The sequence below is a fragment of the Paenibacillus zeirhizosphaerae genome (genome assembly GCF_030705605.1).
Taxonomy (GTDB): domain Bacteria; phylum Bacillota; class Bacilli; order Paenibacillales; family Paenibacillaceae; genus Paenibacillus; species Paenibacillus zeirhizosphaerae.
The window spans coordinates 178,641-190,985 of sequence record NZ_JAPCKK010000006.1 but is presented as its reverse complement, the minus strand read 5'-3'; the positions used below and the strand labels follow the sequence as shown (position 1 = coordinate 190,985).

The following is a 12,345-nucleotide window of genomic DNA, read 5'->3' as shown; positions in this document are numbered from 1 at the left end:
ACAGACTCTCCTTTGCAATTTAGCTCTGCTTTGGATCGCAGGCCCTTATACTACCTGTATTGCCAAAGTAACCTAAGATATTGCAAGTACGTGGGAGTCTGTCTCGTTCATAATAACTGTTGACCCTCCGGGCCAAAGGGGACCGCTCCGCTTTTCCGGAATTGCTTCGTCCTCTCCGCTGCTTTTGTGCATCCCCCAACTTAACAAGAACAACCGAAAATCCCAGTTGTTCCAACGTTTCCCACGACTCTGGTAGTCCTCAAATCGACTCCTGAACCCTGTCCTGCGAAGGCAGCAGCGTTTTGCCTTGCCATTTGCGTCCTGTCCAGCGGAAATAATGGAACACGCCTCGTACCCACTCGTCCGCCGCATGGGCGATCCATACCCCGATCAGGCCCATATTGAAATAGATGCCCAGCAGATAGGCCAACGGAATCTTGATGCCCCACATGGAAATACCGGCCATCATAAGCGGGAAGCGCACATCCCCGGCCGCACGCAGCGAGTTGATGACGACATGGTTGAACACCCTTCCCGGCTCCAGGAAAATACAGAACAGCAGCACACTGGCTCCTGTCGCAATAATGACTGGGTTATCCGTAAAGATCGACATGACATGATCGCCAAAATAGGATACCGGCACAATGACACCAATGGTGATGATAAACGCCCATTTCAAGCTGCGCAGCAGTTGGTGGTAAGCCTTTTCCTTCTCCTGAGCCCCGATCATCCGGGCTACCACAATCTCCGTCCCATCACCAATTGCCATCCCGAAAATCATGAAATAGTAGACAATCGAATTCACATAAATATGGGTCGCAAGCGGAATATCCCCCATGGAGGTAACAATCCGGGTCACCGCCATCTGGCTAAGATGATAGGACATCCATTCCAGCCCGGCGGGCACGCCAATCGTCAGCATGGCACGCAGCTCCAGCCAACGCATTTGAACATAATATTTGAGCTTGATCGGGACGCCGATCCGTTTATACAGCAACACAAAAATCCAGATACATGCGATCAGGCGGCTAACCAATGTGGAAATGCCCGCTCCCAACACACCCAGCTCAGGCATCCCGAAGTAACCGTAGATGAGCAGAGCGTTGCCTATAATATGGATGATGTTCATGCCAATGCCCACGATCATCGTGTCTCGTGTGTAGCCATACGCACGCACAACCGGGCCAATCGTCAAAATGACAGCCTCCAGGAACAGCGACCCGCCTGCCAACTGCATATAGATTTCCGCATGCCTGCTGACTTCCGGTGTCGGGTGATAAAACGACAGCAGCACATTATGAAACATAATAAACAGCGTGCTGATCACAAGCCCTGCAATCAAGTTTACCGTGATCGCCGACGCGGTAACCTGGCTCGCCTGCAGCTCCTTTTTTCCCCCGAGAAGCTGAGCAATAATAACGCCAACGCCAAGGCCCAGCAAATTAAACATAATGATACAGAACTCGATCAGTTGCCGCGATATACCGACGGCCGAAACGACATTGTCGGAAATATGGCTCAGCATAAACGTATCGACCGTACCCATCATGATATGAAACAAAGACTCTACAAAAATAGGCCATGTGATTGAAAAAACGGTAATCCTCTTGATCCCCTTGGATGCACTCTGCACGATTGTTATTCCTCCCTGACATAACAGCAAACGTTTTCATCGATTTTCTGTTCAGATAAAAATCTGTCTTTCCGCCTTGCTTCCTGTTATGTATGTGTAAATCTGATGCACACGGCAAAGCAAAAGCGGCGCTGATTGCCCCGCCGCTTCCATACAGCTTATTAATTTTCAAAATGAATGAATTCCTCAAGCTCCTTGAACAGATTCTTCGGATTCACATGATCCGGCACGACCAGCGTCAAAGGCTCATCCAGCTTAAGGACATACATACCCAGAATCGATTTGGCGTCGGCCATGCCGCTCTTGCTGTGAATCCAGATGTCATACGTATAATTTGAAACGATTTTGTTGATTTTCTCGATATCTTTTACATTCTTGACCCTGATTGGTGTCATCATGGGACAGCACCCCTTTTCTGCAATTAGCCAGCCGCCCTTTCGAAGCAGCTTGGAACCTATCCCTATCATACCTTTACCCGGGTGCGGGAGCAATGCTGATTTCAGCCGTATATTCCTTATACTTTTCTGGCCCGTGTCCTGCCGCTCTTCCCTTGCTTCTGCTCCTGTTCCGCATTCTTGACGGCACGCGTTAACTGCTTAACCGATGCATCCAGCCGGTCCAGCCGACCCCCAATGGTCAGCAGCACATATCTCAGCAAAATCAGGCATAAAGCGGCGGGAAAACCGGCCTCGGTAAAAAATGCAGCGACACTTTCCATACTCCAGTTCATTCACTTCTGCCTCCTTAATTAATCATCGCCTTATAGGAACTAGTGTTCCCCTTTATTGAATGTATATACCGGCAATTCTAATGTTGGAGGTGCCTGTTCCATAATTTATAATCGCGGGGTTACGAACTTCACCTCCGGAAAGCGGCTATCCGGTCCTTTCATTAAGGTTCCGCCTTGATTTTTCAGATACTTATCGAAGAAATCCAGCATATAGGCATTGATAACGGAGTTCGCTCTTGCGGGAGCAATCTTTCCTGTAATGCCCAGCATGTTGAAAATCGGAGAAATGAACTGTACGTCGGCAAAATTCAAATGCTCCGCATTGTCGATATAGAGGAATTGTCCCCCTTCGTCGACCGTTTCACGCATCCGATCAAGCTCCAACCTCTTATCTTCCGTTACTTGCTCCTCCCACTCTCTTGTTGAGCCCATACGGTTAAGCTCTGCATCCGTGTAGACCCGGTTATCCATCACTCTTTTTAATTGTTCGAAATAGCTTTCCGAGGTGATGAACAAAAACGGCTTGCGCAGACCCTCTCTGTCACGCAGCCGATAAAGCCCTCCATCGAGGTCTATTCCAGCCGCGATTCGCGGATCGTAAGAAGCGTCATAGGCCGTCGCTCCGCCGATGGAATGACCGAACACCCCGACATGACCGAGATCAATCCTCCCGTTTAGATGACTTGGAATCTGCCCCGATTGAATGAGCTCGAATTGGTCCAGCGCAAACGTCACATCGTCGGTTAGAACTTTTCCCAACTTGTCGCGATTTCCTCTACTCGTCCGATAATCGTCGGCGGGCGAGAATAAATCGTCGGTTGTGCTGGTCGTGATTCGCCCGTCTGGAAACTCGGTTGCAAATGTATTGTAGGTGTGGTCGATCACGGCCACGATATATCCGTGACTCGCGAGATTTTCGGCTTGCGATGTGTGGAGGAACCTGGAAGATCCGTTGCCGGGATTCGCAAGAATCAGCGGATATGAAGCTTGTGCCGAAGAGACTTCGGCCCCCGGATAAGAATGACTGGATACGTACTTCAGGTGTTGAAAAGTAAACCCGGGAAGGCCATAATCCTCGGCCATATAACGTAAAATCTGGGTATCGGGAATAAAGGGAGCGTACTTGCCGGTGCCAGCTTGAGCCGGATACCATACCTGAACCATCAATTCCCTCTTGCCTGTTGCAGTTTTGCCAAATGTCTCCTCCCGGCTTGGATCGATGAAATGAAAGACCTGCGTGCCTACCTTCAACTCGCCGGTTGGTGCCGGAAAGTCGAATACGGGAAACACATAGAGGAAGCATCCCGTTGCGATTAGCCCAATCACGATAAAAAGGCGGCCCAGCACCCTACGGATGCGCGAGGCCGTCCGAACGACTTTCGGCGTTATGAAAACGGCTATAAGCGAAAGTGAAAGCATCAGGATCGTAAATCCGTATAAAAATAAAAGCTGCACCCTGTAGCCTTCGACAAGCAAATGGATCACTAAAAAAATGGAGCTTGCCCCGCTTGTCAGGAGCAAAGCTGATCTTCGGATACGTTGATTGAAAATGAACAGGAATGCCAACAAACAAGCACTTGAAAAGAATAGCAGCATTTCAAAAAACCTCACGCCAACACCCCCTTAAAATAATCCTATCCATGGATTAATATAGAAGAGCAGCTAGGTTGATACCATTGATCTAGGTGACAATTGCCTTACACTCTTGTAAGGTTGCGTGATGATTAATGTAAGGGGGTATCCTATTAATGAAGAAATTCATTTTCGGCTGTCTTGTCACCTTTTCCGGCGTGCTGCTGCTCTGTATCAAGTACCTGCTGATCGGCATGCTCGCCATTGCTGTCAGAAGCAGCTACGAAGCCATTGAACTTCATCCCGGCTGGTCGTTTTGGCCCTATGCGATCATTCTAATCGGTCTGCTGTTTATTTCAGCAGCCGGATGGAAGCATCTGAAATTTCCAGCGGATCAGATTTTCGAAGAAAAGATTGAGCAAGATCTGCATTAAAAAAGCTCCCATCTTCAATAATAAAGACGGGAGCTCACCATTTTTTATGCGTGCATTTTGGTGGGGTTCTGCACGCAGCAGCGGAGAGAACGAAGCAATTCCGGAAAAGCGGAGCGGTCGCCTTTGGCCCGAAGGGTCAACAGCGATTGTAGGAATGCTTCGTTCTCGGAGCGTCCCACCACACGAACAAAAACCCGGTGCACTCGTGTTCACTCCATATACAAACGTTCCTCATCGGCTATGCTCTGAATGTCCTCCGAGCTGATGCTCATATACACATAGTCTTCCTCTTGCTGCTTCTTCAGCGCCTCTTCCTTCATGAAGCGCGGACTTCCTTCGCCAGCGTCTTCATCATAGACAAGCAGGATGCCATCGGTCTTGCGGAACAGCAGCGCATCCCTTGCCTTGAACTGCCAGATACCCTGATAAGGCAGCTTGCTCACAAGCCCGTAATAATCGACACCCTTCAGAATATGCTGAAAATATTCCTTGCGGTCATCCTTCCACTTTTCATCCATATTCGCATGTGCGGCCAAAATCGAGCATTTCAGGTCAGGATACTGCGACTTCAGCGCAATAACCGCTTCGCATGCCCATAAATCAACACCATATTGCCCAGGCGTAATCACCCATTCCAGCCCTTCCTCGGCAAGCGTAATCAGCTTGGAGGTCAGCGCTTTTTGGATATAAGCAATGCCCTCATGCTTCTGGCTGTAAATGTTCAATTCATGTGCCCTGTACCCCGATACCAGCAGGTTTTTCATCATACAGCTTCTCACCCGCCTTCACATTTAGATCATCAGAATCTCCCGGATTTCTTCCTCCGACATCGAGGACAGCTCCTCCTGCCCCGGCCGGATCACTTCTTCGATCAGATTTTTCTTTTTCTGCTGCAGCTCGTACATTTTGTCCTCCACCGTTCCCTGTGTCACCAGGCGGATCACCTGCACGATGTTCTTCTGCCCCATCCGGTGCGCACGGTCGGCGGCCTGCTGCTCTACAGCCGGATTCCACCACAGATCATACAGAATGACGGTATCCGCCCCTGTCAGGTTCAGGCCGGTGCCTCCCGCCTTGAGCGAGATCAGAAACAGGTCGCGTTCGCCTACGTTGAACCGGTTGCACAGCTCGACACGTTCCGCAGCCGGGGTCTGACCATCCAGATAAAAGTGCGATACTCCCTGGTAGCCAAGCTCCCGGCCAATCAATCCGAGCATTTGGGTAAACTGGGAAAAGATCAAGGCTCGCTTGCCCGCATTGCGGCATTCTTCGAGAATGTCCAGCAGCTGCTCGAACTTGGCCGAGCGCCCTTGGTAGCCCTCCACGAACAGAGCCGGGTGGCAGCAGATTTGGCGCAGCCGGGTTAGTCCGGCAAGTATTTTTATCCGGCTCTTCTGAAAGCCTTCCTCATTCAAATGCTTGAGCGTCTCCTGCTGCAGCCTGGCCAGATAAGCTGTGTACAGCTTCTTCTGATCCGCGAGCAGGCTGGAGGTTTGCACCGTTTCAATCTTCTCGGGCAGCTCCTTTAATACGTCGGTTTTCAAGCGTCGCAGCAGGAACGGACGGACACGTTGTGCTACCTGCTCCCGGGTGAGATCGTTGAATTCCTTGCGGCTTTGAAAGAGCTCCGGGAACACCGCGTTATAGATCGACCATAGCTCTTCCAGATGATTCTCCACCGGAGTACCTGTGAGAGCAAAACGATGACGGGCCTGTACAGCCTTCACCGCATGCGCAGTCTGGGTGGAGTGATTCTTGAACGACTGCGCTTCATCCAGAATAAGCGAATGAAATGGCTGTTCCGCATACAGGTCCACATCCATGCGCAGCAGCGGATAAGAGGTAATGATCACATCCGCCCGGTACGCATCCCGTATCAGGCTGCTGCGCGCCGTTCGGCTGCCGTCAGCGATCACGGCCCGGATATCCGGCGCGAACTTCTTCAGCTCGTTCGCCCAATTGTACACGAGCGAAGCCGGAGCAACAATGAGGGCCGGAAGCTGTTCCTGCCGGATCTCGGGCAGAACAGAGACGATAAAAGTGATGCTCTGTAATGTCTTGCCAAGCCCCATATCGTCGGCCAGAATTCCGCCGAACCGATAGTGGGCGAGCGTCTTCAGCCAGCGGTATCCGAAGCACTGGTAATCCCGCAGCACACTGGCGAGGCTGTCCGGCACCGGAAACTCCAGCTTGTCGGGGTTGCGGATATGATCCAGCAGCCGCTGCAGCGTGCTGCCAAGCTTCACTTTGCCCATGCTATCGTGCTGCTCCATAAGGTGAAGTCCTTGCAGGAGAGGGATACGGATATCGGTTCCCTCCAGGTCCCCCCTCCGAATCCCGACTTCATTCATGAAGCGGACCATCTCCTGCAGCTCCTCACCCTCCAGCGGCAGCAGCGCCCCGTTCGGCAGCCTGTAATACCGCCGCTTCTCCTCCAGAGATTGAAGCACGCCACGAATCTCTGATTCGGGAATGCCATCCATATCGAATTTGAATTCCAGCCAGTTGGTCCGCTCGTCTACGTCGATACGGACTTTCGGCGCTGCAGGCTTCGGAACGAGTCTGGTCTTGACGGCGGACGTGGCATAAATCTCCATCAGCAGCTCCAACTGTGGCACTGTATGGTACAGGAAATCGAATTCCGCATCCTCATTCTCCATCACATAGCCGCTTTCCGTCGTCGCAAAAGAGCTGCTGTCCATCAGCTCCAGAATACGGCGCTCCTGCTCACTGTCCCGCATCAGGATGCGCCCCGGGTTCTGCCTGCGGCTGTCCGTTTCCAGCGGATTGATCACAACTTCGCCATAGCGGAATTCGAGCCCGGCCAGCAATTTGCCCCGGACGCGGTCCAGATACAGCTTGGCTTTCAGCGGCTCATGCACCACCTGCTCCGTCACGGACTGCGCAATATGCACGTTGCCGAGCTTCATCAGCCGGGGAACCACCTTGTCCATGAAAGCCTCCATCTGCTCGGGTGCGATCCGGATATGATGTCTGCTGCGGGTTTCAAGCATTTGCTTCAGCTCCGCCAGCCGCCTCACATACTCAGGCTGCACGAACGTGAGCTTACCTTGATGAACGACAAGCCCGTAAGCCTCCATGATGAGCATGTCGTTCAGGCCTTCCACATTCATCCGGTAGTCATCCTTGTCCGACTGATCGAAATCAAAATGAAGAGGCAGCGGATCATGGGAAATCTCAATTCCTTGATACATGATTCCATCATGCTCGAATTGCACGGTCGGGATGCGGGACAGCGCTTGATGCAGCGCCGGCCACACCGAAGGCGGCACAAGCAGCAGACGGTCGCCGCTGACGCTTTTGGCGCTTCCGCTATAAGTGCCCGCTGTCTCGCGGTACAACTGCTCATGCTGATGGATGTCCAGCAGTTGCCGGAGCACAGCATCATATTCGGCCGGAAAGCTGTGCCGTTCGGGATCATACGTAAAGTGCCTGGAGAACTCATAGCTTTGACCCCGGTCAACGGCCTGCAGAAACTCCCTGATTCTCTGCACAATGTACAGCCGTTTCGGGCCGACCTTCATTTCGATTCCGAGCATGTACTTACGATATGCATAAGGAAACGGTCTGCAGATGAATTCCGCCAGCAGCGGCTCCCGTGTTTCGAACAAAGGACGCATTCCTGTCGGAAGCTGCGGCTTGTCCGAGAACAGATTCAGGACACTATCGGTCAGACGCTTATCCAGTGCTGCACGGTCACGCCCTGCTTCACGGCCAGCGTACCGCTCTGTCATCCGGCCTGATTGATCCTGCCGGTCTTCCGGGAATAATGCAGACGCATAGGAACGGGCTGGTGGGCTGCTGCCATGCTCAAGGTCATGAATTTCCAGCAGCACAGCGGCAATATGCTTGCAGTAATTATCGTAAGATTCAAGAATAGGACAAGTGCATAGAGCATGCACTCCGCCATCCCCAATATCCACGGTGACCTGATAAAGCTTCCTGCCCCGCACGTCGGCTTCATAGAAGGATCTATTGGAATGAATTGCTGTGAAGCGCACCCTGCCCGCGCTTTGGTAAGCCTCCCCCCGTTCGTAAGAGAGCCGGCCGCACAGCATCTTGATAACCTGCTTGGTCAACTGAAAGCTCATGTGATTTGAATCCTTTCGAAAATAAACTTGTTCTTTCTATTTTAGCATAAGTGGAGAGAAGGGAAGGTCTAGCGGTGCTTTGAGGTGCGAACACAAAAACCGCTTCCGTGCAGCGTCTCCAGAACCTGACGTTCGGAATATGCTGTATGGAAGCGGCAGCCTGACAACAATGAATCTGCAGAGCGTAACCCATCTTTTTAGGGTGGATTAGTTTGTTATTGAAGCGATAACCCCATGCTGTGGTAAACTCTGAATAGAAGAGGTTGTTTCTGGATGCCTCCACAGACACTGCGAAGGAGTGGACCATAGATATGAGCCGATTTATGGATCAATATATACGAAACGAGGCTGAACAGCAGAGAGCTGCGAAGATCGATAAGCTGGCCGCCTCATTTGCCGCAAGAGCCGCACAGCATGACCGTGAGGGGTCTTTCCCGTTCGAAAATTTTGCAGACCTGCGAAAAGCCGGATACTTGCAGCTTACCGTGCCAAAGGCTTATGGCGGAGATGAAATTTCACTCTATGAGATGGTGCAGGCCCAGGAACGACTGGCATACGGTGACGGCTCCACGGCGCTTGGCGTCGGTTGGCATCTCGGACAGATATTGTATCTGAGAACGTCGGGTAAATGGCCGGAGGCGCTGTTTGCCGCCTTCTGCCGTGATGTGGTAGAGCAAGGCGCTATGCTGAATGTATTCGCCAGCGAGGCTTCATCCGGTAGTCCGAGCCGGGGCGGCAGACCGGAGACGACCGCTGTCCGTACCGATGGCGGGTGGCTGATTAGCGGGCGCAAAACCTTCAGCACCCTCTCGCCTATTCTTGACCGCTTTGTCGTGACTGCCTACATCCCGGAAGAAGATACAGTAGGTGAATTTCTGGTACAGGTCAACGACCGTGTGAGCATGGAAGAAACCTGGGATACGCTCGGCATGCGTGGCACCGGCAGCCATGATATCGTGCTCGACCAAGCCTTTGCGGCTGCGGATACACGCATTCCCGGCAAAGGAGCCGATGAAGGCGGCGGCTGGTACCTGCATATTCCAGCCTGCTATATGGGGATTGCTTTGGCGGCGCGTGATTTTGCGGTGGATTTTGCGGCAAATTACAAGCCTAGCTCGATTCAGGGCCCCATTGCCGAGCTGCCGCTCGTGCAGCAGTCCATCGGCCAGATGGAGGCCGAGCTGCGGACGGCCCGCTGTCTCCTCTATGCCACGGCAGACCGCTGGGACCACCATGAAGCGCTCCGCCCCGAGCTGCGTCCTGAGCTGGGCCTTGCCAAATACACCGTGACACACAGCGCCTTGAAGGTCGTTGACCTTGCGATGCGGGTTGTAGGAGGCACCAGCTTGTCCAGAACACTACCCTTAGAGCGCTATTACCGCGATGTGCGCGCAGGATTGCATAACCCGCCGATGGACAATACGGTCATGCAGATGCTGGCAGCCACTGCCCTGAAGGAACGACAGCAGGGCTAACCGGGGGAATCTGTCGGCTCTGTAATACGGATAGACCGCCCTCGCCTGAGTTGGAGGCGGCGGTCTATTTTTTTGCTTATATCATTTTGCAGCAAAACGCAATAAATTAGAATATCGGGTTGTCACAAGCCTGTAAATCATTTTAAGCCTTAAAGGGCTTAGATATGGCGCATATTTCCATGTAACTTGCTCCCATTCTTCATCCGTTATCGAAAGATTAATATTCCGGAAAACAGACTTATCCACCAGCATCAGTTCTGATCTGTGATCATGGGCAAAGCACTTGGATTGGGTTTCTGCATGAATGATATGTTCCTCAAACAGCTCTTCGGATTCCTCCAAATCGGCTAAGTCCTGCTCGGTAACCCAATCAGCCAGCAAAGACGACCCGTTATCAAACAATGGGGCGAGACGTACCGATCCGTCTCCCAAGCTGAGAAGCTCAACATTTCTCATATGCCGGTCATAATTGTCAATCAAGTAATCGAACACTATTAATCTGTCCAGGCTTTCCCTAATCTCGGGAAACTCTGCTACAAGACTTCTGTATCGGTCCGAGCGAACCGCTCCCTCCAGCCCTCTACTTACCAGGTAAGAGCTTACGGAGATTTTATCTCTGTAGGGAGTTTTCATTTTGTAATCCTCGCTTACGCAAACCAAGATCTCCGAATCCCCCATGTCCAACTCGTCCAACCAGTAATCAACTACAGAAACTCCTATTAATCTGCCAATGTCGCTGGCCAGGCACTCCATCACAGCCTCAACGTGATACTCCTTAGTCTCGTTATTGTAAGCAGAAGTTTTTATATACGTATTATTTTTGGGATCCATCCACTTTGTTAAAACGCCCGCGCTTGAAATCGAACTGCTCAACTCCATTAAATCCTCCACATAGAGCATCAGCCAGTCCCCCATTTATCGAGAATAACAGATCTATAAGTGTCCTCAGGATGGAATTGAATCCAGTAAGGGTTTCCAGGCACGGCACCACGCGTCTTTTTCAGAACAGCCAAAGTATCATATTCGGGCAAACCGAGCTCTTTTAACAATTGCTCTGCATTATGTCGTTCAGGCGGGAATATTCTCTCTTCCAACCAGGTTTTTATGACCGCATGGTGTAAGCGCCCGGCGCCTGGGGGGATAAACTTTCCGTTCCTGTCTTTAAACGCCCAGGGAATATGGCCTTCTTGCGTCAAATCCAATGAATACGTGTATTCCCCTTCATGATCACAATCGATCACAATGCTGCCAACTACCTCTTCTTTATACATAAATGGATACTTTTCAGGTTGAAAAAACACATTTGGCATAAGACATACCCCCTATCTTTAATCTGGTTGTTCAAAATGCAGGTCATTATGTAATCCACTATACACTATTGTATAGGGCTGTTCCTAAATGCCCAATAAGCCAGCTATCTGCTAGAGCTCAGCCGGAATCTTCATAAAAGACAAAAAACCCACCGTGAAAGCTTGGTTCAGCTTTCGCGGCGGGCTGCTATGCGTAAAGAGCATTAAAACGCAGGAATCGCAATATCGGCGTAATTATCCTCAAAGAACTTCTTCACCTCAGGACCACTCATTCGCTCCGCCAGCTTGCGGATGGCCTCGGAATCCTTGTTATCCTCGCGCGCAACCAGGGTGATCGCAAATTTGGAATCCACATCCTCCGTGATCAATGCATCCTTCTTCGGCGTCAAGCCAAGCGGGGCGGCATACGCGGGAGTCATGGCCACCAGATCGACGTCATCCAGCGTGCGGGCCAGCATCAGCAGATCGACCTCCTCGAACTTAAAGTTCTTCGGATTGTCTACGATATCCGCCTGGGTCGCGTTGATGCCTACCCCTTCCTTCAGTTTAATGAGACCGTTCTTCTCAAACATGACCAGTGAGCGCCCGATGTTGGACGGGTCATTCGCCATAGCGATGGTAGCGCCCTCCGGCAGATCTTCAATCTTCTTGTAGCGCTTGGAATACCCGCCGTAAATGGCGTGGTAGATCGGCTGTATCCCTACCAGCTGCGTGTTGTTTGCTTCATTATATTGTTCCATGTAAGGGACGTGCTGGAAGAAGTTTGCGTCCACTTCATTACTGGCCAGCGCCGTATTCGGCTGCACGTTATCAGACAGCACTACAACCTCCAGGTTGATGCCGTCCTCCTTGAGCAGCGGCTTCACCAGATCAAGCACCTCAGTCATCGGCGGAATCAGCGTAGCTACCTTGAGCGTCACTTCCTCCTTGGCTTCCGTGGTCTGACCGGCCTCCCCTGCATTCCCGGATGGAGCGGACTGCTGTCCGCAGCCGGCTACGATTAGCATCATAACCGCCAGCAGCATGAATATCATTTTGTTTTTCATATTTCGCATGGAATAAACCCCCGTCTATTATTC

Annotated in this window: 11 protein-coding genes; 2 read left to right on the top strand and 9 right to left on the bottom strand. The window is 51.5% G+C overall.

The features are described 5' to 3' along the window. Window positions 1-259: 259 nt before the first annotated feature. The 4 genes from OIN60_RS03750 to OIN60_RS03735 all read right to left on the bottom strand — a co-directional run bounded on the left by OIN60_RS03750 (window position 260) and on the right by OIN60_RS03735 (window position 3,974). Window positions 260-1,633 (bottom strand): MATE family efflux transporter, encoded by a 1,374-nt coding sequence (locus OIN60_RS03750; RefSeq protein ID WP_305753535.1) that lies wholly within the window; start codon window positions 1,631-1,633, stop codon window positions 260-262. A gap of 161 nt (window positions 1,634-1,794) precedes the next feature. Then, complete coding sequence (locus OIN60_RS03745; RefSeq protein WP_305753534.1) at window positions 1,795-2,031, bottom strand: HPr family phosphocarrier protein; 237 nt, start codon at window positions 2,029-2,031, stop codon at window positions 1,795-1,797. Between the two features lie 116 nt (window positions 2,032-2,147). Continuing rightward, window positions 2,148-2,363: a hypothetical protein gene (locus tag OIN60_RS03740; protein ID WP_305753533.1), complete on the bottom strand. Its 216-nt coding sequence runs from the start codon at window positions 2,361-2,363 to the stop codon at window positions 2,148-2,150. Between the two features lie 105 nt (window positions 2,364-2,468). Then, window positions 2,469-3,974 carry an alpha/beta hydrolase family protein gene (locus OIN60_RS03735; RefSeq protein ID WP_305753532.1) on the bottom strand — a complete coding sequence of 502 codons (1,506 nt, stop codon included), beginning with the start codon at window positions 3,972-3,974 and terminating at the stop codon, window positions 2,469-2,471. A gap of 137 nt (window positions 3,975-4,111) precedes the next feature. On the opposite strand from OIN60_RS03735, the gene OIN60_RS03730 reads away from it, so the two are divergent. Then, the gene (locus OIN60_RS03730) at window positions 4,112-4,369 is read left to right on the top strand and encodes a hypothetical protein (protein ID WP_305753531.1); all 258 of its coding nucleotides are present in this window, start codon (window positions 4,112-4,114) and stop codon (window positions 4,367-4,369) included. A gap of 209 nt (window positions 4,370-4,578) precedes the next feature. Here OIN60_RS03730 and OIN60_RS03725 read toward each other — a convergent pair whose 3' ends face one another. Together OIN60_RS03725 and OIN60_RS03720 are read right to left on the bottom strand one after the other, a co-directional pair. After that, window positions 4,579-5,133: an SLOG family protein gene (locus OIN60_RS03725; protein WP_305753547.1), complete on the bottom strand. Its 555-nt coding sequence runs from the start codon at window positions 5,131-5,133 to the stop codon at window positions 4,579-4,581. A 27-nt stretch (window positions 5,134-5,160) separates the two neighbouring features. Continuing rightward, entirely contained in the window at window positions 5,161-8,481 is a 3,321-nt protein-coding gene (locus tag OIN60_RS03720; RefSeq protein WP_305753530.1) for a DEAD/DEAH box helicase, read from the bottom strand. A gap of 311 nt (window positions 8,482-8,792) precedes the next feature. Between OIN60_RS03720 and OIN60_RS03715 the strand changes: the two genes are divergently transcribed. Further along, window positions 8,793-9,956 (top strand): acyl-CoA dehydrogenase family protein, encoded by a 1,164-nt coding sequence (locus tag OIN60_RS03715; protein WP_305753529.1) that lies wholly within the window; start codon window positions 8,793-8,795, stop codon window positions 9,954-9,956. An 81-nt stretch (window positions 9,957-10,037) separates the two neighbouring features. Here OIN60_RS03715 and OIN60_RS03710 read toward each other — a convergent pair whose 3' ends face one another. From OIN60_RS03710 to OIN60_RS03700, 3 genes are all read right to left on the bottom strand, one after another. Beyond that, window positions 10,038-10,856 carry a HipA domain-containing protein gene (locus OIN60_RS03710; protein WP_305753528.1) on the bottom strand — a complete coding sequence of 273 codons (819 nt, stop codon included), beginning with the start codon at window positions 10,854-10,856 and terminating at the stop codon, window positions 10,038-10,040. Beyond that, a complete protein-coding gene (locus OIN60_RS03705) occupies window positions 10,856-11,266 on the bottom strand; it encodes a hypothetical protein (protein ID WP_305753527.1) in 411 nt (136 codons plus the stop codon). Before OIN60_RS03705 ends, OIN60_RS03710 begins: the two co-directional genes overlap by 1 nt. Window positions 11,267-11,469: 203 nt before the next feature. Continuing rightward, window positions 11,470-12,312 carry a MetQ/NlpA family ABC transporter substrate-binding protein gene (locus OIN60_RS03700; RefSeq protein ID WP_305753546.1) on the bottom strand — a complete coding sequence of 281 codons (843 nt, stop codon included), beginning with the start codon at window positions 12,310-12,312 and terminating at the stop codon, window positions 11,470-11,472. Window positions 12,313-12,345: the final 33 nt, after the last annotated feature.

Coding starts and splice junctions, on each gene's coding strand:
- OIN60_RS03700 (WP_305753546.1), bottom strand. CDS start 12,312: ATGAAAAACAAAATGATATTCATGCTGCTGGCGGTTATGATGCTAATC.
- OIN60_RS03725 (WP_305753547.1), bottom strand. CDS start 5,133: ATGAAAAACCTGCTGGTATCGGGGTACAGGGCACATGAATTGAACATT.
- OIN60_RS03730 (WP_305753531.1), top strand. CDS start 4,112: ATGAAGAAATTCATTTTCGGCTGTCTTGTCACCTTTTCCGGCGTGCTG.
- OIN60_RS03720 (WP_305753530.1), bottom strand. CDS start 8,481: ATGAGCTTTCAGTTGACCAAGCAGGTTATCAAGATGCTGTGCGGCCGG.
- OIN60_RS03705 (WP_305753527.1), bottom strand. CDS start 11,266: ATGCCAAATGTGTTTTTTCAACCTGAAAAGTATCCATTTATGTATAAA.
- OIN60_RS03710 (WP_305753528.1), bottom strand. CDS start 10,856: ATGCTCTATGTGGAGGATTTAATGGAGTTGAGCAGTTCGATTTCAAGC.
- OIN60_RS03745 (WP_305753534.1), bottom strand. CDS start 2,031: ATGATGACACCAATCAGGGTCAAGAATGTAAAAGATATCGAGAAAATC.
- OIN60_RS03715 (WP_305753529.1), top strand. CDS start 8,793: ATGAGCCGATTTATGGATCAATATATACGAAACGAGGCTGAACAGCAG.
- OIN60_RS03740 (WP_305753533.1), bottom strand. CDS start 2,363: ATGAACTGGAGTATGGAAAGTGTCGCTGCATTTTTTACCGAGGCCGGT.